Origin of the sequence: Tsukamurella sp. DT100 (assembly GCF_049844855.1) — a bacterium.
GTDB lineage: Bacteria > Actinomycetota > Actinomycetes > Mycobacteriales > Mycobacteriaceae > Tsukamurella.
This window is the reverse complement of record NZ_JBNCLV010000001.1, coordinates 729,927-752,816: the sequence shown is the minus strand read 5'-3', so window position 1 is coordinate 752,816 and position 22,890 is coordinate 729,927. Positions and strand designations below refer to the sequence as shown.

The window sequence follows — 22,890 nt, the reverse complement described above, 5'->3', positions numbered from 1 at the left end:
TTCGGCGATGTTCCCGACCACCGGGGCAGTCGATGGTGCAGATACCGCCTGGCTGCTCGCCGCGTTCGCGCTCGTGCTGTTGATGACGCCGGGGCTCGCCCTGTTCTACGGCGGCATGGTCCGAAGCAAGAGCGTCCTCAACATGATGATGATGTGCCTCACCGCCATCCCGGTGGTGTGGCTCCTGTGGGTGGCCTTCGGCTACTCGATGACCTTCGGGCCCGACCGGGGCGGCGTCGTGGGCGACCCGACCATGTTCGCGGGCCTGCGCGGGCTGCTCGGCGCGTTCGGCGCCGACGGCTCGGACGCGGGCGCGGTGCCGCTGGTCGGGCAGGTTCCCGCGCTCCTGTTCGTCGCGTTCCAGGCGGGCTTCGCCATGGTCACCGTCGCCCTGATCGCCGGCGCGGTCGCGGACCGCATGCGGTTCGTCTCCTGGCTCGTCTTCGCCGCCCTCTGGGCGACGCTGGTCTACTTCCCGGTCGCGCACTGGGTGTTCTCGGTGCCGGGGCTGACCGCCGAGCACGGCGGCTGGATCGTCGAGAACCTCAAGGCGATCGACTTCGCGGGAGGTACCGCGGTCGAGATCAACTCCGGCGCGTCCGCGCTGGTCATGGCGCTCCTACTGGGGCGCCGCGCGGGCTGGCCGCGGGATCCGATGCGGCCGCACAACCTGCCCTTCGTCATGCTCGGGGCTGGTCTGCTGTGGTTCGGGTGGTTCGGCTTCAACGCCGGCTCGACGCTGGCGGCGAACGGCTCGGCGGCGCTGATCGTGGTGAACACCCTCGGGGCCGGCGCGGTGTCGATGGTCTCGTGGCTGATCGTCGAGAAGGTGCGGCATGGCAAGCCGACGTCCTTCGGCGCCGCGTCCGGCGTGGTGGCCGGGCTGGTGGCGATCACGCCGTCGTGCTCGGCGGTGACGCCGATCGGCGCGCTCGCGGTGGGCGCCGCCGCGGGCGCGATCAGCTCGTACGCGATCGAACTCAAGTACCGCTGGCGCTACGACGACTCGCTCGACGTGGTCGGCGTGCACCTGGTCAGTGGCGTCGTGGGCATGCTCATGATCGGTCTGGTCGGCAGCGCCTCCGCCCCGGCCGGGCGCGACGGCCTGCTATACGGCGGCGGCGTCGATCAGCTGTGGCGGCAGGCCGTGGCGGTGGTCGCGGTCCTCGGCTACGCCATGGTGGTCACGCTGGTCATCGGCCTGGTCCTCAAGGCGACCATCGGGCTGCGGGCCGATCCGCAGCACGAGGCCGACGGCCTCGACGACGGGCAGCACGCCGAATCCGCCTACGACCTGCACGTGCGCGGCGGACGGCTCGAACCCGGACGCTGATGCGGCCGCAAAGGTATCGTGCCGCTATGACCGGATCGCACCGTTTCTCCGCCCTCGTCGTCGCCCTGATCGCCGCGGGCGCGCTCGCCGGATGCTCGTCGAACTCGGGCTCGGACGCGGCCTCCACCCCGGCCCCCGCGTCCTCCTCCACCTCGGCGCCCCCGCAGTCGGCCGCGGCGATCCCCGCGCACGTCCCCGGCACGTACGCGAACGGCGACTGGGTCGTCCGGCTCGCCGCCGACGGGACGTGGGAGGAGGACCTGCGCGGCCAGGTCAACGCCTACGGCGGCACGTACACCGTCACCGGCGACCAGGTCCTGCTCCGCGATCGGGGCGGTTCGAGCGAAACCGCCACCCTGCAGGGCGACGAGCTGCGCCTGCCCTCGATCACCCTCACGCGCCGGTAGGCGCCTTCCGCTCTCGGCGATATCTCTCGACAGCCCCCGCGTCCTGCGTAATCATGTAATCATGTAATCAGGACCGACTGAGGAGGTCTCCCATGATGGCAGGACGAGGGCCGCGCGGAGCGGCGCCGGACGCGAAGGATGCGGGCGAATGGTTCGCCGGACGGCTCCCGGAGGGCTGGTTCGACGGTCCGCCGACGGTCACCGTCGACCGCGAGGAGATCGTCGTGGTCGGCGCGCTGCCGGCCGGCGGCGAGGATTCCACCGCGCAGCGGGAGGGCCGCGCCGCGCGGTTCCGCGAGGAGACGCGCGACGAGCGGATGCGGATCGCCGACGAGGCGCAGGAGCGGTACCAGCGGCGCGTCTCCTGGGGCGTGGACACCGGATCCGAGACGATCCTCTACACCCACCAGGCGGTGCCGGTGATGACCCGCCTGCGCCAGCCCGAGCGGCTGGTGCTGGACACGCTCGTCGACGCAGGGGTGGCGCGTTCGCGCGCCGACGCGCTGGCCTGGTGCGTGCGGCTCGTCGGCGAGCACACGGAGGACTGGCTCGGGCAGCTGCGGCAGGCCATGAAGGACGTCGACGACCTGCGGGAGCAGGGCCCGCAGCTCTGACCAGGGCTCAGGCCCTGTCGAGGGCGGCGATCGCGCGCTGCGGCGCGATCTGCCGGAAGCTGGCGTCCACCAGCTCGCGCACCTCGTCCCAGTCGACGACACCGATCGTCAGGTCCAGGCCGAGCCAGCCCGCGGACGCCATGTACGCGGGGAGGTAGAAGCGCTCGTCCTGTTCGAGCGCGGTGCGTTCGGCCGGATCGGCGATGAACAGCACGCTGGTGTTGCGCTGCTCGTGCGGCCGCGTGGCGGTCTTCTTGGTGCCGCCGCCGTACATCGCGAACATCTTGCCGCAGCGGAAGGTCGGGCGGCCGTGGGCGATCTTCTCGGTCGCCTCCGGGAACGCGAGCGCGATGTCCCGCACCCGGGCGAGCGCCGGATCGTCGTCGGAGAACATGATCGGATGGGGCATGCTCCCAACCTAACCGGGATCAGATGCCGAAGCGGTCCGTGAGTCGATCGACGGCCCATCCCGCCTCGAAGACCGGGGTGCTGAGAACGAAGGAGGGCAGGCGCGGCGGCCTGGAGCGCCACAGCGTCTGCAGGTCGTCGTGCGGGTGGTCCCCGGCGAGCCGATCGGCGAGGAGGGTGCCGAGGTACGGGGACTGGGCGAGGCCGTGGCCGTTGCAGCTGACGCCGTAGAAGACGTTCTTCGCGACCTCTCCCGCCACCGGGAGGAACGAGGTCATCGCGATCCACCCGCCCCACGCCCGCTGGGGTGCCAGGTAGTTCAGCGTGGGGAAGCGCTGGTGGAAGCCCTTGGTCAAGTCGTCGACGACCGCCGTGTCGGGAGCCTGCGCTCCCAGCGGACCGGCCGGTGCGCCGCGCAGGCGGCGCGTGCCGTACAGGAGCGTGCCGCGCGGGGTACGCCGGTAGTTCTCCAGGATCTGATGCGGGGTCACGATCCCGGCGCGGGTCGTCCACCCGATCGCTTCGAGCGCCTCGGGGTCGACGGGGTCGGTCTCGACGACGCTGGTGTACACCGGGCCGACTCCCGAGGGGCCGATCGCGAGCTCTCGCGTGTTCGCGTTCGTGGCGAGGACGACCCGCTCGGCGTCGACGCGACCGCTCGGTACCTCGACGGTGACGCGGGCTCCCGTCGGCTCCACGGAGCGCACCGTCGTCCGCTCGAAGACCCGCGCAGTGGACCTCAGGAGTGCGCTGCGGAAGCCGGCGCTGAACTTGCCGGGGTTCATCAGGCCGCCGCCGCGGATGGAGATGCCGCCGAGGAAGGTGCTGGGCAGGCCGAGGTCCGCGCCGTCGCCGAACTCGATGTTCGAGCCCGCCTCGCGCAGGATCTCCGCGTTCTTGCGCAGTCGCTTGAGCTGGGCCTGGCTGATCGCGGCCTTGATGTTGCCGGTGGCCTCGTAGTCGCAGTCGATGCCGAGCTGCTCGATGAGCCCCTCGGTGAACTGCGCGGAGTTCTCCGCGAACCGCGTCAGATTCTTCAGCTTGTTCCGGTAGAGGAACTGCAGGACCTCCGCCTCGCCCGCGAGCTCGTTCGACAGGTAGCCGGCGTTGCGCGAACTGGCGCCCCAACCGCAGTACCCCGCCTCGAGCAGGGCCACGTCGACCCCGCGTTCAGCGAGTCGCAGCGCGGTCGCCATGCCGGCGAGGCCGCCGCCCACCACCGCCACGTCGCACCGGATGTCACCCCGGAGCGGGGCGGCGATGTCCGTGGGCTCGTCGCTCCACCCGGTGAACGCCGAATAGGTCACTCCTGCAGATGCTTTCATGGGATGACGCCCTCCTTGGTCGTCCGGAGCCGCCCGCCGGGCAACATGGTCATATGACCAACTGTACGGGAGGCGATGCGGTCACGCGACCGTATTCGTGACTAACTCCTGCGCGCGACCTATGGAACATGTTCTACTTCGGGGGTGATCACGCAGGAAGTACGGGTCGGCATCGTCCAGTTCACCTCCGACCGGGGCCTGCCGCCCCAGCGGCTCGCGCCGCTGATCGAGGCGGCTGGTTTCGCCTCGTACTTCGTGCCGGAGCACGGGCACATCCCCACCCGGCGCGACGCGGCGCACCCGGGGACCGGTACGGCGGAGCTCCCCGACGACCGCTACCTCCGCACCCTCGATCCGTGGACCACCTTGGCGGCGGCCGCCGCGGTGACCGAGCGGATCGAGCTCGCGACCGCGGTCGCGCTGCCGGTGCAGGCCGACCCGATCACCCTGGCGAAGACGATCGCCACCGTCGACCACCTCTCCGGCGGGCGCGTCACGCTCGGCGTCGGTTTCGGCTGGAACCTCGACGAACTGGCCGACCACGGCGTCCCCGCGGGGCGCCGCCGGACGATGCTCCGCGAGTACCTCGAGTCGATGCGGGCGCTGTGGCGCGACGAGGAGGCGCAGTACGACGGCGAGTTCGTCTCCTTCGGCCCGAGCTGGGCATGGCCCAAGCCGCCGGGCGCGGTGCCGGTTCTGGTCGGCGCCGGCGGCACGGACAAGAACTTCACCTGGATCGCGAAGAACGCCGACGGCTGGATCACCACCCCGCAGGACCGGGGTATCACCGACGCCGCACGCCGGCTCGCCGAGGTCTGGCGGGACCACGGGCGCGACGGTGCGCCCCGCATCGTCGCGCTCGACGGACGCCCCGACCGGGACCGGCTGGCCCGCTGGGGCGAGGCCGGTGTCACCGACGTCCTGTACCCGGCGGTCGATTCCGACGAGGCCGCCGCCGGCGAGTACCTCCGACGGCTGGCCGACACCGTCGCGCCCGCGGACGCCTGACGACGGCGACCGACAGGGGGCGGATCGACGACCGGCGTGGAGCCGCCGCGACTCGTCAGTGCCAGCGACTAATCTTCAGGGCATGTCGAAGGAGCTGACCGAGGACGACCGCCGCGCGTGGCAGGAACTCGCGGAGGAGGTGCGCGGGCACCAGTTCCGGTACTACGTGCAGGACGCGCCCGTGCTCTCCGACGGGGAGTTCGACGCGCTGCTGCGCCGCCTGCAGGAGATGGAGACGGCGTTCCCGGAGCTCGCCGTCGCGGATTCGCCCACCAAGCTGGTGGGCGGCGGCTTCTCCACCGAGTTCACCGCGGTCGACCACCTCGAGCGGATGATGAGCCTCGACAACGTCTTCGACGAGGGCGAGCTGCGCGACTGGGTCGCGCGGGTGCAGAAGGACGTCGGTGGCGAGGTCGTCTTCCTCACCGAGCTCAAGATCGACGGCGTCGCCCTCAACCTGGTGTACGAGAATGGTTCCCTGGTGCGCGGGGCCACCCGTGGCGACGGCCGCACCGGCGAGGACGTCACGCTCAACGCGCGCACCCTGCGGGACGTGCCGCACGTGCTCACCCCGTCGGACGAGTTCCCGATCCCCGAGGTGCTCGAGGTGCGCGGGGAGGTCTTCTTCCGCCTCGCCGATTTCGAGGAGCTCAACGCCGGTCTCGTCGCGGAGGGCAAGGCGCCCTTCGCCAATCCCCGCAACTCCGCCGCCGGATCGCTGCGCCAGAAGAACCCGCAGATCACCTCCCGGCGCCGGCTCGGGATGATCTGCCACGGGCTGGGCCGGATCCAGGGGGAGTGGTCGCCGTCGTCGCTGCACGACGCCTACCGAGCGCTCGCGGCCTGGGGGCTGCCCGTCTCCGCCCATACGAAGCAGGTATCGGGGGCCGACGCGGTGGTGGACCGCGTCTTCTACTGGGGCGAGCACCGGCACGACCCGGAGCACGAGATCGACGGCCTCGTGGTGAAGGTCGACGAGATCACCCTGCAGCGCCGCCTCGGCGCCACCTCGCGCGCGCCGCGGTGGGCCATCGCCTACAAGTACCCGCCGGAGGAGGTGACCACGAAACTGCTCGACATCCGGGTCAACGTCGGGCGCACCGGCCGGGTCACGCCGTACGCCTACATGGCGCCGGTCACGGTCGCCGGCTCGACGGTCGAGTTCGCGACGCTGCACAACCCCTCCGAGGTCGAGCGCAAGGGCGTGCTCATCGGCGACACGGTCACCATCCGCAAGGCGGGCGACGTGATCCCCGAGGTCCTCGGCCCGGTCGTGGACCTGCGCGACGGCACGGAGCGGGCCTTCGTCATGCCCGTCACCTGCCCGGAGTGCGGGGCTACCCTCGCCCCGTCGAAGGAGGGCGACGCCGACATCCGCTGCCCCAACACGGAGACCTGCCCGGCCCAGCTCCGCGAGCGGCTCTTCTACCTCGCCGGGCGCACGTGCTTCGACATCGAGGGCCTGGGCTACGAGGCCGCCTCCGCGCTCACCGCCTCGCCGGTGCTGCACAACGAGGGCGACGTCTTCTCCCTCACGGAGACGGACCTGCTGCAGGTCCCGCTGTTCACGAACGACGGCGGCACGCTGTCGGCGAACGCGCTGCGCCTGCTCACCAATCTCGATGTGGCCAAGAACAAGCCGCTGTGGCGCGTCCTCGTGGGCCTGTCCATCCGGCACGTCGGGCCGTCGGCCGCCCGGGCCCTCGCGCAGGAGTTCGGCAGCCTCGACGCGATCGCTGAGGCCGACGTCGACCGGCTGGCGGAGGTCGACGGGGTGGGGCGCACGATCGCCGAGGCCGTGATCGACTGGTTCACCGTCGACTGGCACCGCGACATCGTCGAGAAGTGGCGCGCCGCCGGCGTGCGCCTCGAGGACGAGCGGGACGAGTCGGTGCAGCGCACCCTCGAGGGCCTGTCCATCGTGGTCACCGGGTCGCTCCAGAACTACTCGCGAGACGAGGCCAAAGAGGCGATCCTGGTGCGCGGCGGCAAGGCCGCGGGCAGCGTCTCGAAGAAGACGGCCTTCGTCGTGATCGGCGACGCGCCCGGTTCCAAGGCCGACAAGGCGGAGCAGCTGGGCGTGCAGATCCTCGACGAGGACGGCTTCACGACGCTCCTGGCGGAGGGCCCGGACGCGGTCCGACCGCCGGCGGCTGAGCCGGTCGCCGAGGAGCCGGCGGCCGAGTGAGCGCCGGGGCATGAGCGCCTCGCCCGCGGTGGGCCGCGCCCTCGACATCCTGCTGCTTCTGGCCGGGAAGCCGGGGCCGGTGTCGGCGGCCGTGCTGGCGCGGGAGCTCGACCTGCCGCGGTCGTCGGTGTACCACATCCTCACGGTCCTGCAGGACCGCGGTTTCGTGGTGCACCTGCCCGAGCAGCAGGGCTACGGCCTGGGCGTGACCGCCTTCGAGATCGGCTCGGCCTACCTGCGGCACGCGCCGCTGGAACGGCTCGCGCAGCCGATCCTGCACCGGCTGGCGATCCAGCTGGGGCAGGCCGTCCACCTCGGCGTGCTGCACGGCAACGAGACCCTGTACCTGCTCAAGGAGCGGCCCTCGTCCGGCCCGGCGGCCGAGGTCTCGCTCATCACCGACGTGGGTGTACGGCTGCCGGCGCACCTCACCGCCAACGGCCGCGCGATCCTCGCCGCCCTTCCGGACGCGCAGGTGGCGGCCCTGTACACCCGGTCGTCGGCGCTGGTGAGCCGCACCGGCCGCGGCCCCCGCACGCTCGCGGAGCTGCGCCGCCTCCTCGCGGAGACGGCGGAGCGCGGCTGGGCCGACGAGGTCGAGGACGTGACCGTGGGGCTGCGGTCGGTGGGCGCGGCGGTCTTCGACCACAGCGGGCACCCCGTCGCGGCGCTCTCGACCACGTGGCGACGGCACCTCGCGCTGCCCGAGCCCGGCACCGTCGGGCAGATCCTGCGCGACGGTGCCGCCCGCCTCACGGCCCGGATCTCCGGCCGCGCACCGGAATAGCCACTACGCGTCGAAGACGCCCTCGAGCCGGTACCGCGTTCCGGGGTGCAGGAGCCGGGCGACCGAGACGACGCGGTCGCGGGACCAGGTGCGCCGCCGGATCATCAGGCCCGCCTCGTTCTCGCCGAGCTGCAGCAGGCGGCGCTGTTCCGCGGTCGGCGTGACCGCCTCGACGACGTGCTCGCCGCGCATGAGCGGGGCGATCTCCATGAGGTAGTCGTGCGGGGTGCGGCGGGTGAAGTCCTGACGCAGGTAGTCGGGGGCCTCCGCGGCGACCACGAGGCGGTCCTCGAGCTGGATCGCGCGGTCGTCCTCGAAGTGCACCAGGACCGAGTGGAAGACGTCGGCGCCCTCGGGGACGTCGAGATCCGCCGCGGCGCGGGGATCCGCGGACTCCGCTGTCAGGGTGCGTACCTCGGCGCGGTGCCGGTGCCCGCGCGCCGCCACCTCGTCGGCGATCGAGTGCACCTCGAAGAGCGCGGAACTGGCCTTCGGTTTCGCCACGAAGGACCCGACGCCGGCGGTGCGCACCACGAGGCCCTCGGCCGTCAGCTCGCGCAGCGCGCGGTTCACCGTCATCCGGGACAGGCCGAGCGACGTGGCGAGCAGGGTCTCCGCGGGCAGCTGCTGGCCCTCGGTCCAGTGCCCGCTGGCGATCTGCTCCACGACGAGCTCCTTGAGGCGGCGGTACGCCGGTCCGGGGAGCCGCTGCGCACGATAGAGCGAAGCGACCTCCGTGTCCGCAATCGTCACCGTCGAACCTCCTCGGTGAGCACACTACCCGGCGGGCCACCCCGCAAATGATGTCTCGGATACGAGACATCACGGTGCCGTACCTGGCCGCAGCGGGTGGATGCCGTGTGTCATGGATCACGACAGCACTTCCGTCCCCTCGAGAGGACTCGCCCCATGACCCACGACTTCTCCGCCGGCGCCCGTCCCGTGCGCGCCCCGCACGGCCTCGAGCTCTCCTGCCGCGGCTGGCAGCAGGAGGGCGCGATGCGCATGCTCATGAACAACCTCGACCCCGAGGTGGCGGAGCGCCCGGACGATCTCGTGGTCTACGGCGGCACCGGCCGCGCCGCCCGCAGCTGGGCCGCCTACGACGCCATCGTCCGCACGCTGCAGACCCTCGCCGACGACGAGACCCTGCTCGTCCAGTCCGGCAAGCCCGTCGGCGTCTTCCGCACCAACGAGTGGGCGCCGCGCGTGCTGCTCGCGAACTCGAACCTGGTGGGCGACTGGGCGAATTGGGAGCACTTCCGGCACCTCGAGGCCGAGGGCCTGATGATGTACGGCCAGATGACGGCCGGCTCGTGGATCTACATCGGCAGCCAGGGCATCCTGCAGGGCACCTACGAGACGTTCGGCGCCGTCGCGAGGAAGCGCTTCGGCGGCACCCTCGCGGGCACCATCACCCTCACCGCCGGCGTGGGCGGCATGGGCGGCGCGCAGCCCCTCGCGGTCACCATGAACGACGGTGTCGCGATCTGCGTCGACGTCGACGAGTCGCGCATCGACCGCCGCATCGCCCACGGCTACCTCGATACCAAGGCCGCCACTCTGGACGAGGCGCTGGAGCTGGCGATCGCCAAGCGCGACGCCCGCGAGCCGCTGTCGATCGGCCTGGTGGGCAACGCCGCCGAGGTCTTCCCGGAGCTGCTCGCGCGCAAGGCCCCGATCGACATCGTCACCGACCAGACCTCGGCGCACGACCCGCTGTCCTACCTGCCCGTCGGCATCGCCGTCGAGGACTGGAAGAAGATGGCGGAGAAGGACGCGGCGTACTTCACCGAGGAGTCGCAGAAGTCGATGGCCGCGCACGTGGAGGCCATGGTGGGCTTCCAGGACGCCGGCGCCGAGGTCTTCGACTACGGCAACTCGATCCGCGACGAGGCCCGCAAGGGCGGGTATGACCGTGCTTTCGAGTTCCCCGGCTTCGTGCCCGCCTACATCCGCCCGCTGTTCGAGGAGGGCCTCGGGCCGTTCCGCTGGGCCGCGCTCTCGGGCGATCCGGAGGACATCGCCAAGACCGACAAGGCGATCCTCGAGCTCTTCCCCGAGAACGAGCACCTCAAGCGGTGGATCACGATGGCCGGCGAGAAGGTGCACTTCGAGGGCCTGCCCGCCCGCATCTGTTGGCTCGGCTACGGCGAGCGGCACCGTGCCGGCGTGAAGTTCAACGAGATGGTCGCCGCGGGCGAGATCGGCCCCCTGGCGATCGGCCGCGACCACCTCGACTCCGGCTCCGTCGCCTCGCCCTATCGCGAGACCGAGGCGATGGCCGACGGCACCGACGCGGTCGCCGACTGGCCGCTGCTGAACGCGCTGGTCAACACCTCGTCGGGCGCGTCGTGGGTGTCGATCCATCATGGCGGCGGCGTCGGCATGGGCCGCTCGATCCACGCCGGCCAGGTGTGCATCGCCGACGGCACCGAGCTCGCGGCGCGGAAGCTGGAGCGCGTGCTCACCAACGATCCGGGCATGGGCGTGATCCGTCACGCCGACGCGGGCTACGAGTACGCGAACGAGGTCGCCCGCGAGCGCGGCGTCCGCATCCCCATGCGGGAGAGCTGATGTCGGCCGACTGGACCCTCATCGACGGCATCGGCTCCCTCGTCACCAACGACCCCGAGGCGGGGGAGGGACGGCTCGGGCTGATCCGGGATGCCGCCGTCGTCATCGGCGACGGTGCCGTCCAGTGGGTCGGCCCGTCGGCCAGCGTCCCCGACGGTGCCGCCGGCGCGCGCATCGACGTCGAGGGTCGTGCCGTGCTGCCGGGATTCGTGGACAGTCACTCGCACACCGTCTTCGGCGGCGACCGTGCGGAGGAGTTCGCGGCGCGGATGACCGGTGCCGCGTACGGCGCCGGCGGCATCCGCACCACGATCGCCGCGACGCGCGCCGCCTCCGACGAGGCGCTGTCGGCCAACGCCGCCCGGCTCGCGGCAGAGGCGCGGGCGCAGGGCACGACCACGCTGGAGATCAAGACCGGGTACGGGCAGACGGTGCGCGACGAGTCCCGCAGCCTGGACGTCGCCGCGGGCGTCTCCGATGAGGTGACCCTGCTCGCCGCGCACGTCGCGCCGCCCGAATACGCCGGTCGGCAGGACGATTACGTCGCGATGGTCATCGACGAGATGATCCCCGCGTGCGCGCCGCGGGCGAAGTGGATCGACGTCTTCTGCGAAGAGGGCGCCTTCACGGAGGAGCAGTCCCGCGCGGTGCTCACGGCCGGCATGGCCGCGGGACTTGTGCCGCGCGTGCACGGCAACCAGCTCTCCTACGGCGCGGGCGTTCGGCTCGCGGTCGAGCTGGGCGCCGCCTCGGTGGACCACGTCACGTACACCACCGATGCCGATGTCGAGGCGCTCGCGAGCGGGAGCACCGTCGCCACGCTGTTGCCGGGCGCGGACTTCAGCACCCGCAACAAGTACCCCGACGCGCGGGCGCTGCTCGATGCGGGCGTCACCGTCGCCCTGGCGGCCGACTGCAACCCGGGCACGAGCTACACCACGAGCATCCCGTTCTGCATCGCGCTCGCGGTGCGGGAGATGCACATGAGCCCCGACGAGGCCGTGTGGGCCGCGACCGCCGGCGGCGCTGCGGCGTTGCGGCGCAGTGACGTCGGCGCGCTGCGCGTCGGTATGCGGGCCGACTTGGCGGTCCTCGACGCGCCGTCGCACCTGCACCTGGCCTACCGGCCCGGCGTGCCGCTGGTGTCCCGGGTGTTCTCGGCCGGAGTCGAGCGATGACGGATCGGGCACCGTCGGCCTGGACGGGGCGCGACGACGGTCCCGGCCCGGAGCACCTGCGCTGGCACTCCGCGATGTTTTCGGGCCCGGTCCCGGGCGCGACGGCGCTGATCGGCTTCGCGAGCGACGCCGGCGTGGTCCGCAACCTCGGCCGGCCCGGTGCCGCCGCGGGGCCGACCGCGCTGCGCGGCGCCCTCGGAACGCTGGCGCTCGCAGCCGATCTCGAGGTCACGGACCTCGGCGACGTCGTCGTGGCAGGAGACGAGGATCTCGAGGCGGGCCAGGAGCGGCTCGGCGCGGCCGTCACGGCCGTGCTCGACGCCGGCGGCCTTCCTGTGGTCCTCGGCGGCGGCCACGAGGTCGCCTACGGCAGCTACCTGGGCATCGCGGACTCGCGGCTCGTCGCCGACGGCGCGCGCCTCGGCGTCCTGAACCTGGATGCGCACTTCGACCTCCGCGTCGCGCCGCGCCCCAGCTCCGGCACGCCGTTCCGGCAGATGGCGGAGCGGGAGACGTTCCTCGGGCGACGGCTGGACTACGCCGTCGTGGGCATCTCGCAGCCGGGCAACACCCGCGCGCTGTTCGACGAGGCCGAGCGCCTCGGCGTGCGCTACCTCCTCGACGACGAGTGCGGCGTGTTGTCGATGCCCGCCGTGGAGCGGTTCGTGCAGGACTTCCTCGGCGGCGTCGACGCGCTGTACCTGACCATCGACCTCGACGTCCTGCCCGCGGCCGTCGCGCCCGGCGTCTCCGCGCCCGCGGGCCTGGGCGTGCCGCTCGAGGTGATCTCGCGGGTGTGCGACGTGGTGGCGGCGAGCGGCAAGCTCCGCGTCCTCGACATCGCCGAGCTGAACCCGTCCCTGGACATCGACAACCGCACCGCCCGTACCGCGGCACGCCTCATCCACCGCATCGTCACCCGCCGCTGAGAGCGGGGCTTCATTCAGGGCGCTGTCGCGCTCCGTGCTGGTGTGGTGGTCGATCGCGACAGCCATGCGTCGCGCGCGCATGGCGTGAAAGGTGCTGTTCAAAGGCCATTTCACCGAGTGAGGCTATGCGCCAGGCGCATAGCCTCACTCGAGCGTGCCGCGGATCTCGCCCGCAGCGGTAGTCGTCCCCCGCGCCGCACCGATTCCCCCGTGCGGCGTTTCGTCCCCCGCCGCACGACGCGCGTCCGGTGGGGGCTCGGCCGTCCCCCGCGCGGCGCCGATTCCCCCATCGAACGCCGGCCCTCCCACGCTGGACGCCGGATCCCTCGACGTACGCCTGCTCGCGCGGGGCGGCGGTGCCTCGCCGCAGACGAAGGGGGCCATGCGCCGCGCGCATGGCCCCACCCTCACATCATGGATCTCACCAGCGGGGACGCGGTCATGCGTGGCACGCATGACCGCCGCTAGCGACTACACCTTCATGCCGCCCGACACTCGCCGGTCAAGCGAGTTCGCCCGCGACCTGCTCCGCGGCGGCCACGAGCGCGCCGGACGCGGCGAGTTCGACGACGGCCTCGATCTCCGGGGCGAGGTAGCGGTCCGTACCGGGACCCTCGACGCGGCTGCGGATGAGGTCGCGGACGGCGCCGGTCGCGGCGGCGGGCTGCAGCGGCGCGCGCATGTCGATGGCACGGGCCGCGGTCAGCGCCTCGATCGCCAGGACGCGGGTCAGGCCGTCGATCGCGCGGCGCAGCTTGCGCGCACCGGACCAGCCCATCGACACGTGGTCCTCCTGCATCGCGGAGGAGGGGATCGAGTCCACCGACGACGGCGCCGCGAGCCGCTTGAGCTCGGAGACGATCGCCGCCTGCGTGTACTGGGCGATCATGTGGCCGGAGTCGACGCCCGGGTCGTCCGCGAGGAACGGGTTCAGCCCGTGGTTGCGGGCCTTGTCCAGGAACCGGTCCGTGCGCCGCTCGCTCATGGACGCCACGTCCGCGGCGACGATGGCGAGGAAGTCGAGCACGTAGGCGACCGGCGCGCCGTGGAAGTTGCCGTTCGACTCCACCCGGCCGTCGAGGGTGATGACGGGGTTGTCCACCGCGGCGGCCAGCTCGTACCCGGCCACGGTCTCCGCGTGCGCGACGGTGTCGCGGGCGGCGCCGGTGACGATCGGGGCGCAGCGCAGCGAGTAGGCGTCTTGCACCACGGTGGTGTCCTCGCGGTGGCTCGCGACGATCGGCGAGCCGTCGAGCAGGCGGGTCATGTTCGCGGCCGCGACGGCCTGGCCGGGCTGGGGCCGCAGGGCCTGCAGGTCGGCGGCGAAGACGCGGTTGGTGCCCATGAGGCCCTCGACGCTCATCGCCGCGCTGATGTCGGCGAGCTTGAGCAGGCCGCGCAGGTCGTGGCAGGCCATGACGAGCATCCCGAGCATGCCGTCGGTGCCGTTGATGAGAGCGAGGCCCTCCTTCTCCTCCAGCACCACGGGCTCGATCCCGGCGGCGGCCAGGGCCTCCGCGGCCGGGACGAGCGCACCGTCGGCCGTGCGGACCGTGCCCTCGCCGATGACGGCGAGCGCGCAGTGCGCCAGCGGCGCGAGGTCGCCCGAGCAGCCCAGGCTGCCGTACTCGTGCACGACCGGGGTGATGCCGGCGGTGAGCAGCGCGGCGTAGGCCTTCGCGACCTCCGGGCGGACGCCGGTGCGGGCGGTGGCCAGCGTCGAGAGGCGCAGCAGCATGAGGCCGCGGATGACCTCGCGCTCGACCTCGGGTCCGGAGCCGGCGGCGTGGGAGCGGATCAGGCTGCGCTGCAGCTGCTTGCGCAGTTCGGTGGGGATGTGTCGGGTGGCGAGCGCGCCGAATCCTGTGGACACCCCGTACACGGGCTCCGGGCTGTCGGCGAGCGCGCGGATGTGCGCGCGGGTCGCGGCCATCGCGTCGAGCGACTCCTGCGACAGCTCCACGGCGGCGCCCTCGCGGGCGACCCGCAGGACGTCCTCGGGGCTGACGGGGCCGAGGCCGACGGTGACGGTGCTCATCAGATCTTCTCCATTTCGATCTTCGGGGTGCGGGGGAGGAGGCGGAACGCGACGGCGAGGATGACCAGCCAGGCGGCGCCGACGTAGAGGGCCACGCGGGTGTCCGCGTGGAAGGCGAGCAGGACGGTGACGAAGACGAGGAAGGCCATCGTGATCAGCTGGCCGTAGGGCCACAGCGGTACGGGGAACTTCAGGCCCGCTTCCTGTTCGGGCGTCATCGAGCGGCGCGCCTTGTACTGTGCGGCCAGGATCATCAGCCAGACGAAGATGGTGGCGAAGGTGGCGATCGAGGCGATCACCGCGAAGACGTTCTCCGGGATCAGCCAGTTCAGGACGACGCCCACCAGCAGCGCGCCGGCCATGATGACCACGGTGAGATAGGGGACGCCGTTCCGCGAGACCTTGGTCAGTGCCTGCGGCGCCTGTCCGCGCTGCGCCATGCCGTAGAGCATGCGGCCGGCGCCGAAGACGTCGCTGTTGATCGCGGAGAGTGCCGCGGTGATGACGACGACGTTGAGCACCGCCGCCGCGGGGCCGACGCCCAGGGCCTCGAAGATCTGCACGAACGGGCTGCGGTCCTTGGTGATCTCGTTCCACGGGATGATCGCCATGATCACCGCGAGGGTGAGCACGTAGAACAGCAGGATGCGGATCGGCACCGTGTTCACCGCGCGGGGGATGGTCTTCTCCGGATCCTTCGCCTCACCTGCGGTGATGCCGATGATCTCGCTGCCGCCGAAGGCGAAGATGACGATCGCGAAACAGCCCAGGAAGCCGCCGAGTCCCGTGGCGAAGAAGCCGCCGTTCGACCAGAGGTTGGACACGCCCTGCGAGGTGTCGTGCAAGCCGAAGCCGAAGACGAGGACAGCGATGCCGCCGGCGATCATCGCGATGATCGCCGCGATCTTGATCAGGGTGAACCAGAACTCGAGCTCGCCGAACGTCTTGACGCCCACCAGGTTCACGGCGGCGATGAAGAAGATGATGGACAACACCCAGATCCAGCGCGGTACGTCGGGGAACCAGAAGCCCATGTACACGCCGAACGCGGTGACGTCGGCGAGCGCCACGACGATCATCTCGAAGATGTAGGTCCACCCCGTCATGAAGCCCGCGAGCGGGCCGAGGTTCGCGGAGGCGAACTCGCCGAACGAACCGGCGACGGGGTTGCGGACGGCCAGCTCGCCCAGGGCGCGCAACACGATGTAGATCGCGGCGCCACCGATGATGTACGCGACGAGGACCGCGGGACCGGCGGACTGGATGGCCGAGGCGGAGCCGTAGAACAGCCCGGTGCCGATCGCGGAGCCGAGTGCGATGAAGCGGATGTGGCGCGCGGACAGGCCGCGGACCAGAGTGGAGCCGAGATCGCTCACGGGGGACTCCTTAGCGGGCGGACGAAGGTGTGCGGCGGGTCACACCCGATATGTATAGCGCTGTCTATACAAATGCGCAAGACCTGCTCCGGTCGAATCCGGCACCGCGGGACTTAGCGGACCAGGACCGTCGCGACGATGCCCGCGAGATAGCCCAGCCGGGCCACCTCGGATGGGCGGAAGTCGGGGCCGCCGGGGCGCCCGACCAGCACGACCTTGCCGATCGCGCCCAGCGGGGCCGCGGCCAACTTGGTGTCGAGCTGCTGCCAGGCGTCCGGCACCCAGTCCGCCTCGGCGTCGAGGGCGACGGAGCCGCTGAGCGGCAGGAAGTCGAGGTGTGCAGGTGGCGTCTCCGGAAGGCCCGACGAGCCGAAGACCGGCCACTGCGTCTCCGGGGTGTTGCCCAGCACTGCGCACCAGCCCACCCGCAGCACCCGCGGCACCTGGTCCGCCAACATCTGCAGCTGGTCGTGGCCCGCCGCGGCGACGTGATCGATGAGCTCGAGCTCGCGGTGGGTGTCCAGCACGTCCGCGTACGGGCGGATCGAATCGACGGTGATCCCGTCCAGCGACTCCGCTGCGGTGATCAGGGTGTCCGGGAGCGACTGCGGACCCAGGTCCACGACGATGTCGTCCACTGCGAAGCCGTCGCCGCGCTCCACGACGTCGAGCGAGAGGATGTCGGCGCCCACCGAGCCGAGGGCCACGGCCAGGGAGCCGAGGCTGCCGGGACGGTCGGTGAGGCGGACGCGCAGGAGGTAGGACACGCTCCGATTGTGGCACCCGGCCCCGCGGCGCGCTGATCCTGCCCGGCCCCTGGGCGGTCGTCCCGAGCACCCCGAGCCGGACGTCGGCAAGATCACACCGTCCCGGTTGGTGTCCCGCGCTCTCGGCCCCGACACTGGTACGCATGCCCCACACCGAGACCCGGTCGGAGGCAGGAGCGGCCCACAAGGCCTCGCTGACCTCCGTCGCCCGACGTATCGCCCCCGGCCGCGAACACGAATTCCTGGCCTGGACCGACGCGGGGATCGCGCTGGCCCGTACCTACCGCGGCTTCCTGGGCGGCGGGTGGGTCCGTTCGGCGGACGACCCCGAGCTGTACTTCGTGATCTACCGCTTCGCCTCCGACGACGAGCTCGCGGAGTGGCAGGGCTCCCGGGTCCGCAAGCACTGGTTGGAGCGGTGCGAGGGCCTCGCCGTCGAGACCGCCACGCACCGGCTGTCCGGGATCGAGGGCTGGTTCGACCCGCAGGCCGACGGTGCCGGCCCCGTCGCGTCCCCGGTGACGGCCGTGCCGCCGCGCTGGAAGCAGGCCGTCGCCATCTGGCTCGGCTTCTTCCCGCTGTCGCTGCTCATCAACTTCCTGGTGTTGCCGCACCTGACGTTCCTGCCCGCGCACGGCTGGGGCCTCGTGGGCCGCACCCTGATCGCGACGCTGATCAACACCCCGCTCATGGTGTTCCTGGTCCTGCCGTGGGTGACGGCCAGGATCAAGCCGTGGCTGGAGCGGCGGTAGATCCGAGCTCGGCCAGCACCGCGAGGCCCGCCCGCTCGCCGGACGCGGCAGCGTCGGCCAGCGACGGGAGGTCCAGCTGGTAGTCGCCGGCGAAGTGGATCGCGCCCAGCGGGTCCCGGAGCACGGGCAGCGAGGTGCGCCGGCCCGGCGCCCAGAACGGGACCACGCGGCGGTGCCTGCGGAGAACGGGGTCCGCGCCGAGTTTGTCGCGCAGCTCGGGGAACACCGAGAGCAGGTCCTCGGAGAACCGCGCGATGATCTCCTCGTCCGGCAAGTCGAACAATGCGTCCGCCCGGGCTCCACCGGCGAAGCACGCGAGCGCACCGCCGGATGTACGAGGGCCATTGCGGCGTAGCGCCGCCGCGTGGTTGAACATCGCTTGGAAGGACAGCTGCGGCGCCGAGACGCCGAAGAAGTCGTCCCACCGCTGCGGCCCCTCCTCTTCGGTGAAGAATCCCACGATCACGTAGCGGCCGTACGTGATGTCGTTCAGGGCGTTCAACTGCTGTTGCGGCAGGCCGTCGACGATGCGTTCGGTGATGTCGGCGGGGGTGCTCACGATCGCCCGGCGGGCGCGCAGCCGACCCGGACGGTCACCGTCGAGGTAGTCGGCGACCACTCCGTCGCCGTCCTGCCGAACCTGCTGCACAACAGCGTTCAGACGGATCCGGTCGCCGAGGTCCTCGGTGAGCACGTCGGTGAGGGCCTGGTTACCGCCGTGCGGCAGCGTGAAGTTGGGGATCTTCTCCGGATCGGCGAGCGCGAGTCCCACCGAGGTGACGAACTGGGTTGCAGCGGTCTCCTCGGGCTCGCAGCCCATCCACTGAGCCGACCAGGATCGGACGATCTGGTCGGCCAGTTCGGAGTCCACGCCCTTGAGCAGGTACGAAGCCAAGCGCGTCTCCATCGTCGCGCGGACCTTCTGCGCGATCGCGCTCTGCGACTCGAGGAAGGGCATGGCTGCGATGATCCGGCTGCCGACCAGGGCCATGCCGAGCCGGTCTTTCATCGTCATCCTGGTCTTGAACATGAGCGCCAACGGGTTCGAGGTGTCGACCATGGAGCCGTTGAGATACAGCCCGAGGCTCGTGCCGGCGAGGGACCCCATCTCGATGCCGTGCCTGTTCAGCGCGTCGATGAGCGTGCCGTTGCCCTCGGTGAACTGCGTGCCCACGTTGACCCAGTAGTCGCCGCGGCGCACCGTCTCGACCCGGCCGCCGGCCCGGTCGGACGATTCGAGGACGACCACATCGGCCTCGGGTGCGAGGGTGGTGGCAGCCATCAGGCCGGACATGCCGGCGCCGATGACGACGACGTCGTGGACGGTCCCGTTCGTGCTCATGCGTGGGCTCCTGTCGTGTGCTGGCCGTTCTCCGCGTCGACGCGCTTGTTGTGGGCGTCGAACGCGTCGTAGGCGCGGTAGAAGACGAACATTTGCAGGCCCCAGGCCGCGAGAGCCAGGGTGTAGAAGATCGTGTGCTCGGCGTCGTCACCGGGGATGTGGACGAAGTCGTAGATCGCTGCGATGAGGAAGCTGCAGAAGGTCGAGATTCCCGCCCAGACGGCGTGCTTCTGCTCGCCGATCTGCCACAGTCGCATGCTGAAGTAGATCAGGAAGATGCTGGTCAGCACGTTGGCAACGATGAAGAAGATCGCGATGGGGGTCGCGTAGGCCGATTCCTGGTAGCCGACCAGGAGGGAGCCGACGACCGCGGCGAGCGCGAACGAGCCGATCTCGACCGCGAGGGTCGGCTTGTAGCGGTGGGTGACCTGGAGCAGACCGAGGACCAGGATCAGGGTGATGCCGACGGAGCGGGAGAACGCGTCGAAGAAGGAGGCGATGGTGTACAGCAGGCTGTCGTGACTCGACTTGGTGGCGGCGAAGATGAAGAAGTTGGTGCACGAGGTGGCGACCACGATCCACTCGAGCCCGAGCAGGTAGTTGTGGTGCTTCCGGATGAACTTGATGCCGTAGGTGAAGCCGACGACGATCGCCCAGAGATCGGCGATCAGGAACAGTATTTCTTTCATGATTCTTCCTTCGGATCAGTGAGTATCGGTTGCCGAGCGATGTCCGCTATGCGTCCTTGGGCAGCACGCCGGTGCCGCGGGCGCGGACGGCGATGATGGGTTCGTCGAGAACCCGGGAGCGCCCGGTGTCGTCGGCCGCGCGGCACGTGACCCGCAGCTCGAAATCGATGGTCCGGCTTCGGTTTCCCTTCGTGACGAGAGTCGCCTGGGCCTCGACGACATCGCCGCCGCGGATGGGAGCGAGGAACTCCACGGATGAATAGCCGGCGAACAGGCCCTCGTGGCCGTCCACCTCGATCGAGAGGTTCGTGCCCACGTCGCCGAACAGCTTGAGCGCGAAGGCGCCATCCACGAGGTTGCCCGCGTAGTGGGCGTCCGAGAACGCGACGTAGCGCCGGTGCACGACGGTGGCGTTCGTGGGGGTGTCGATGTTGGGGGTGGGGTTCATGGTGCTTTCCCGTGGTGGTTTCGAGTGAGATGACGGTCAATCGTCATGATCATGTGACAAACTGTGACGGTATGCGTGATCCCCATCACAGTCAAGAGGGGTGGGGGGTTTGCCTGGTTCTGCCCTGATCACATGGGGAGATCGGGCGAATCGACGCCGACCACACGGTCGCCGCAGAAGACGCGCACGGACTCGGCGGGGCCGTGGCCGCCGATCCCGGATGTGCCCCAGAAGCTCTGCGCCGAGCCGTCGGCGAGGTCCGCGACCTTCGCGCCGTTGATCCGCACCTCGCCGGACATCACCTTCGAGCCGATGTCGACGGCGCGGGTCAGGTCGGTGCCGAACACGTACGCGTCCAGGCCCGACGGTGCCGCGTTCGCGGCGCGCAGCGCGTCCTCGTCGGAGTCGACGGCGTGCACGCTGATGACGGGACCGAAGAGCTCCGCGTTCGCGTCGGCGGCGTCGAGGCCGGAGGCGACGGTGGGGGAGAGGAAGAAGCCGCTCAGGTCGGGTAGGACGCCGGGCTGGTGGATCGTGGCACCCTTGCCGCGCAGTTCGTCGATCCGCGCCGTCAAGGTGGCGAAGTGCGGCGCGTTGGAGATCGGGCCCACGTCGGCGGCCTCGTCGAGCGAGTGCCCGATCGTCAGAGCCGCGATCCGGTCGACGAGAGCGTCGATCAGCGGTGCCACCAGGTTGCGGTGCGCGAGCACCTTGCCCGGGCCCTCGCACCACTGCCCGTTGAGCTTGGTCATGCCCTCGATAAGTCCGTCGGCGGCCACGTCGACGTCGGCGTCCTCGAGCACGAGCGCGGGGTTGTTGCCGCCCAGTTCCAGTTGGATGGTCGTGAAGTTGTCCGCCGCCGCGTGCGCGATCGCACGCCCCGCGCCGGGGCCTCCCGTGAAGGAGATCGCCTTGATGCGGTGGTCGCCGGTGAGCGCGGCGCCCACGTCTCCCAGGCCGTGCACGAGTTGGAGTGCTCCCGTGGGCAGCCCGGCCTCGACGAAGGCCTCGACCACGATCTGGGCGCTGGTCGGTGCGTGTTCGGAGGGCTTGAGGATCACCGGGCAGCCGGCGGCCAGTGCGCTGACCGTCTTCGCGGCGGGAATGAAGCTCGGCCCGTTCCACGGTGTGAGGATCGCAGTGGGACCCAGCGGAACCTTGTACAGGCGGACGTCCCGCCCGTCGGCATCGAGCGGGGTGCGGCGCGGAATCGATCGGAGCTCGGCTGCGGCTCCGCGGATCCGGTGCGGAAGGAACGCGGCCACCTTGCGCGTGTTCGCGATGGTGGTGCCGCTGGTGAGGGCATCGGTACGGGCGATGTCCTCCAGGCGGGTCTCCAGGACGTCCGCCGCGCGGTCGATCACCTGCGCGCGCTCCTCGGCCGCGGCGTCCTCCCAGCGGTTGAAGCCGTACGACTTCTCGGCGTGAACGAGGGCGCGCTCGACATCGTCGGGACGCGTGGTGACGGTGCGGTGGATCGGCTCGCGGGTGTTGGGATCGAGGTTCCAGACGTCGGGGACGACCTCGGCCGCGACCCATTCGTCGGCGATGTAGTTGATCGGTTGGGGCAGTGTCGGGTTCGGCATGGCAGTGTCTCCTTGCGGGTGGTTGTCAGACGGTGAGGTCGGCGACGATGCGGGTCACGTCGCCCGACTTCATCGCCTCGAAGCCCTCGTTGATCTCGGCGAACGGGATGACCTTGGTGACCATCTCGTCGAGCAGCAAGCGGCCCTGCAGGTAGAGGCGGGCGAACTCGGCGATGTCCTCCTGCGCCTGGCCGGATCCCATGTAGGAGCCGATGAGCTTCTTCTCGCCGAAGAAGAAGTCCGACGCGGGGATCTGCAGGTCGGTGCCGTCGGGCGCGATGCCGACGAGCACCGCGGTGCCGGTGGCGCGGAGCGCGGCGAAGGCCGTCTGCGCGGTCCGCGCCGAGCCGACCGCCTCGAAGGCGTAGTCCACGCCGTCGCCGAGGATCTCGCGGATCGCCGCCGGAATGTCGGTGGCGCCGTTCACGACGTGGGTCGCGCCGTAGACCCGGGACGCCTCGAGGCGGGCGTCGTCGAGGTCGACGGCGATGATCGCCGAAGCGCCGGCCATGCGCGCGCCCTGGATGATCGCGGAACCGACGCCGCCGCAGCCGATCACGGCCACCGTCGAACCGGGGCGGATCTGCGCGCCGCGGAAGACCGCGCCCACGCCGGTGATGATGCAGCAGGACAGCAGGCAGCCCACGTGCAGGCCGACCTCGTCGGGCATCTTAACGAGAGTGTTCTCGCGCATGAGGATGTGCTTGGAGAAGGCGCCGACGCTGCCCAGGCGATCTACGACCGTCCCGTTGGGGAGCGTGAAGGCGGGCCTCTGCCGCACCCGGACCTCCGCCTGTCGTTGACACTGCGTCGAGTGGCCGGCCGCGCAGTTGCGGCACTTCCCGCACGACGGGGTCAGCGCGCCGACGACGCGGTCGCCGGGCGCGAAATCGGTCACCGCGGAGCCGACGGACTCGACGATGCCGGCGACCTCGTGGCCGACGACGACGGGGAGGTCCGCGCCGACGGTGCCGGTCATGTAGTGCAGGTCGCTGTGGCACAGGCCGACATGGGTGACGGCGAGTCGTACCTCGTGGGGCTCGGAGTCGTCGACCTGGATGTCCGTGAGGACGAGTGGCTCGTTGATAGCGGTGAGTACGGCGGCTTGCGTGGTGATCATCGTGGATGTCCTTCGTCG

Annotated in this window: 21 protein-coding genes; 10 read left to right on the top strand and 11 right to left on the bottom strand. The window is 70.9% G+C overall.

Annotated features, from left to right (window positions below):
* Positions 1–7 precede the first annotated feature (7 nt).
* The 3 genes from ACLQ3K_RS03665 to ACLQ3K_RS03655 all read left to right on the top strand — a co-directional run bounded on the left by ACLQ3K_RS03665 (position 8) and on the right by ACLQ3K_RS03655 (position 2,354).
* On the top strand, positions 8–1,333 hold the full coding sequence (locus ACLQ3K_RS03665; RefSeq protein WP_425997065.1) for an ammonium transporter: 1,326 nt from the start codon (positions 8–10) through the stop codon (positions 1,331–1,333).
* Positions 1,334–1,359: 26 nt separating this feature from the next.
* The gene (locus ACLQ3K_RS03660; RefSeq protein ID WP_336672143.1) at positions 1,360–1,740 is read left to right on the top strand and encodes a hypothetical protein; all 381 of its coding nucleotides are present in this window, start codon (positions 1,360–1,362) and stop codon (positions 1,738–1,740) included.
* A 92-nt stretch (positions 1,741–1,832) separates the two neighbouring features.
* The gene (locus ACLQ3K_RS03655) at positions 1,833–2,354 is read left to right on the top strand and encodes a hypothetical protein (RefSeq protein ID WP_425997063.1); all 522 of its coding nucleotides are present in this window, start codon (positions 1,833–1,835) and stop codon (positions 2,352–2,354) included.
* A 7-nt stretch (positions 2,355–2,361) separates the two neighbouring features.
* Here ACLQ3K_RS03655 and ACLQ3K_RS03650 read toward each other — a convergent pair whose 3' ends face one another.
* Together ACLQ3K_RS03650 and ACLQ3K_RS03645 are read right to left on the bottom strand one after the other, a co-directional pair.
* The gene (locus ACLQ3K_RS03650) at positions 2,362–2,763 is read right to left on the bottom strand and encodes an MmcQ/YjbR family DNA-binding protein (protein ID WP_425997061.1); all 402 of its coding nucleotides are present in this window, start codon (positions 2,761–2,763) and stop codon (positions 2,362–2,364) included.
* A 19-nt stretch (positions 2,764–2,782) separates the two neighbouring features.
* Positions 2,783–4,087 (bottom strand): NAD(P)/FAD-dependent oxidoreductase, encoded by a 1,305-nt coding sequence (locus ACLQ3K_RS03645; protein WP_425997059.1) that lies wholly within the window; start codon positions 4,085–4,087, stop codon positions 2,783–2,785.
* 144 nt (positions 4,088–4,231) lie between these two features.
* On the opposite strand from ACLQ3K_RS03645, the gene ACLQ3K_RS03640 reads away from it, so the two are divergent.
* From ACLQ3K_RS03640 to ACLQ3K_RS03630, 3 genes are all read left to right on the top strand, one after another.
* Positions 4,232–5,095 carry a TIGR03619 family F420-dependent LLM class oxidoreductase gene (locus ACLQ3K_RS03640; RefSeq protein WP_425997057.1) on the top strand — a complete coding sequence of 288 codons (864 nt, stop codon included), beginning with the start codon at positions 4,232–4,234 and terminating at the stop codon, positions 5,093–5,095.
* Between the two features lie 82 nt (positions 5,096–5,177).
* Entirely contained in the window at positions 5,178–7,283 is a 2,106-nt protein-coding gene (gene ligA / locus ACLQ3K_RS03635) for an NAD-dependent DNA ligase LigA (RefSeq protein WP_425997055.1), read from the top strand.
* A 10-nt stretch (positions 7,284–7,293) separates the two neighbouring features.
* Positions 7,294–8,070, top strand: coding sequence for an IclR family transcriptional regulator (locus ACLQ3K_RS03630; protein WP_425997053.1), 777 nt, complete (start codon positions 7,294–7,296; stop codon positions 8,068–8,070).
* 3 nt (positions 8,071–8,073) lie between these two features.
* On the opposite strand, the gene hutC is transcribed toward ACLQ3K_RS03630, so the two are convergent.
* Positions 8,074–8,823, bottom strand: coding sequence for a histidine utilization repressor (gene hutC / locus ACLQ3K_RS03625; RefSeq protein ID WP_425997051.1), 750 nt, complete (start codon positions 8,821–8,823; stop codon positions 8,074–8,076).
* Positions 8,824–8,979: 156 nt separating this feature from the next.
* Here hutC and hutU point away from each other — a divergent pair, with 156 nt between their 5' ends.
* The 3 genes from hutU to hutG are packed head-to-tail and all read left to right on the top strand — an operon-like array spanning position 8,980 to position 12,754.
* Positions 8,980–10,647 (top strand): urocanate hydratase, encoded by a 1,668-nt coding sequence (gene hutU / locus ACLQ3K_RS03620; RefSeq protein ID WP_425997049.1) that lies wholly within the window; start codon positions 8,980–8,982, stop codon positions 10,645–10,647.
* Positions 10,647–11,825: an imidazolonepropionase gene (gene hutI / locus ACLQ3K_RS03615; protein ID WP_425997047.1), complete on the top strand. Its 1,179-nt coding sequence runs from the start codon at positions 10,647–10,649 to the stop codon at positions 11,823–11,825. The genes hutU and hutI overlap by 1 nt, the downstream gene beginning before the upstream one ends.
* Positions 11,822–12,754 (top strand): formimidoylglutamase, encoded by a 933-nt coding sequence (gene hutG / locus ACLQ3K_RS03610; protein ID WP_425997045.1) that lies wholly within the window; start codon positions 11,822–11,824, stop codon positions 12,752–12,754. The genes hutI and hutG overlap by 4 nt, the downstream gene beginning before the upstream one ends.
* A gap of 502 nt (positions 12,755–13,256) precedes the next feature.
* Here the strand turns inward: hutG and hutH are convergent.
* The 3 genes from hutH to ACLQ3K_RS03595 form a co-directional block, all read right to left on the bottom strand.
* Positions 13,257–14,792: a histidine ammonia-lyase gene (hutH, locus tag ACLQ3K_RS03605; protein ID WP_425997043.1), complete on the bottom strand. Its 1,536-nt coding sequence runs from the start codon at positions 14,790–14,792 to the stop codon at positions 13,257–13,259.
* Entirely contained in the window at positions 14,792–16,168 is a 1,377-nt protein-coding gene (locus ACLQ3K_RS03600; RefSeq protein WP_425997041.1) for an amino acid permease, read from the bottom strand. Before ACLQ3K_RS03600 ends, hutH begins: the two co-directional genes overlap by 1 nt.
* Positions 16,169–16,281: 113 nt before the next feature.
* Positions 16,282–16,935: an amino acid-binding protein gene (locus tag ACLQ3K_RS03595; protein ID WP_425997039.1), complete on the bottom strand. Its 654-nt coding sequence runs from the start codon at positions 16,933–16,935 to the stop codon at positions 16,282–16,284.
* A gap of 143 nt (positions 16,936–17,078) precedes the next feature.
* On the opposite strand from ACLQ3K_RS03595, the gene ACLQ3K_RS03590 reads away from it, so the two are divergent.
* Entirely contained in the window at positions 17,079–17,687 is a 609-nt protein-coding gene (locus ACLQ3K_RS03590; protein WP_425997037.1) for an antibiotic biosynthesis monooxygenase, read from the top strand.
* Here ACLQ3K_RS03590 and ACLQ3K_RS03585 read toward each other — a convergent pair.
* The 5 genes from ACLQ3K_RS03585 to ACLQ3K_RS03565 all read right to left on the bottom strand — a co-directional run bounded on the left by ACLQ3K_RS03585 (position 17,662) and on the right by ACLQ3K_RS03565 (position 22,872).
* Positions 17,662–19,029: a flavin monoamine oxidase family protein gene (locus ACLQ3K_RS03585; protein ID WP_425997035.1), complete on the bottom strand. Its 1,368-nt coding sequence runs from the start codon at positions 19,027–19,029 to the stop codon at positions 17,662–17,664. The genes ACLQ3K_RS03590 and ACLQ3K_RS03585 overlap by 26 nt on opposite strands.
* Entirely contained in the window at positions 19,026–19,718 is a 693-nt protein-coding gene (locus ACLQ3K_RS03580) for a transporter (protein WP_425997033.1), read from the bottom strand. The genes ACLQ3K_RS03585 and ACLQ3K_RS03580 overlap by 4 nt, the downstream gene beginning before the upstream one ends.
* A gap of 46 nt (positions 19,719–19,764) precedes the next feature.
* The gene (locus tag ACLQ3K_RS03575; RefSeq protein ID WP_425997031.1) at positions 19,765–20,166 is read right to left on the bottom strand and encodes a hotdog domain-containing protein; all 402 of its coding nucleotides are present in this window, start codon (positions 20,164–20,166) and stop codon (positions 19,765–19,767) included.
* Between the two features lie 128 nt (positions 20,167–20,294).
* Positions 20,295–21,752, bottom strand: a complete 1,458-nt coding sequence (locus ACLQ3K_RS03570) for an aldehyde dehydrogenase family protein (RefSeq protein WP_425997029.1) — start codon at positions 21,750–21,752, stop codon at positions 20,295–20,297.
* Between the two features lie 25 nt (positions 21,753–21,777).
* Positions 21,778–22,872 (bottom strand): Zn-dependent alcohol dehydrogenase, encoded by a 1,095-nt coding sequence (locus ACLQ3K_RS03565; protein ID WP_425997027.1) that lies wholly within the window; start codon positions 22,870–22,872, stop codon positions 21,778–21,780.
* Positions 22,873–22,890: the final 18 nt, after the last annotated feature.

Coding starts and splice junctions, on each gene's coding strand:
- ACLQ3K_RS03665 (WP_425997065.1), top strand. CDS start 8: ATGTTCCCGACCACCGGGGCAGTCGATGGTGCAGATACCGCCTGGCTG.
- ACLQ3K_RS03660 (WP_336672143.1), top strand. CDS start 1,360: ATGACCGGATCGCACCGTTTCTCCGCCCTCGTCGTCGCCCTGATCGCC.
- ACLQ3K_RS03655 (WP_425997063.1), top strand. CDS start 1,833: ATGATGGCAGGACGAGGGCCGCGCGGAGCGGCGCCGGACGCGAAGGAT.
- ACLQ3K_RS03650 (WP_425997061.1), bottom strand. CDS start 2,763: ATGCCCCATCCGATCATGTTCTCCGACGACGATCCGGCGCTCGCCCGG.
- ACLQ3K_RS03645 (WP_425997059.1), bottom strand. CDS start 4,087: ATGAAAGCATCTGCAGGAGTGACCTATTCGGCGTTCACCGGGTGGAGC.
- ligA (WP_425997055.1), top strand. CDS start 5,178: ATGTCGAAGGAGCTGACCGAGGACGACCGCCGCGCGTGGCAGGAACTC.
- ACLQ3K_RS03630 (WP_425997053.1), top strand. CDS start 7,294: ATGAGCGCCTCGCCCGCGGTGGGCCGCGCCCTCGACATCCTGCTGCTT.
- hutU (WP_425997049.1), top strand. CDS start 8,980: ATGACCCACGACTTCTCCGCCGGCGCCCGTCCCGTGCGCGCCCCGCAC.
- hutI (WP_425997047.1), top strand. CDS start 10,647: ATGTCGGCCGACTGGACCCTCATCGACGGCATCGGCTCCCTCGTCACC.
- hutG (WP_425997045.1), top strand. CDS start 11,822: ATGACGGATCGGGCACCGTCGGCCTGGACGGGGCGCGACGACGGTCCC.
- hutH (WP_425997043.1), bottom strand. CDS start 14,792: ATGAGCACCGTCACCGTCGGCCTCGGCCCCGTCAGCCCCGAGGACGTC.
- ACLQ3K_RS03590 (WP_425997037.1), top strand. CDS start 17,079: ATGCCCCACACCGAGACCCGGTCGGAGGCAGGAGCGGCCCACAAGGCC.
- ACLQ3K_RS03585 (WP_425997035.1), bottom strand. CDS start 19,029: ATGAGCACGAACGGGACCGTCCACGACGTCGTCGTCATCGGCGCCGGC.
- ACLQ3K_RS03580 (WP_425997033.1), bottom strand. CDS start 19,718: ATGAAAGAAATACTGTTCCTGATCGCCGATCTCTGGGCGATCGTCGTC.
- ACLQ3K_RS03575 (WP_425997031.1), bottom strand. CDS start 20,166: ATGAACCCCACCCCCAACATCGACACCCCCACGAACGCCACCGTCGTG.
- ACLQ3K_RS03570 (WP_425997029.1), bottom strand. CDS start 21,752: ATGCCGAACCCGACACTGCCCCAACCGATCAACTACATCGCCGACGAA.
- ACLQ3K_RS03565 (WP_425997027.1), bottom strand. CDS start 22,872: ATGATCACCACGCAAGCCGCCGTACTCACCGCTATCAACGAGCCACTC.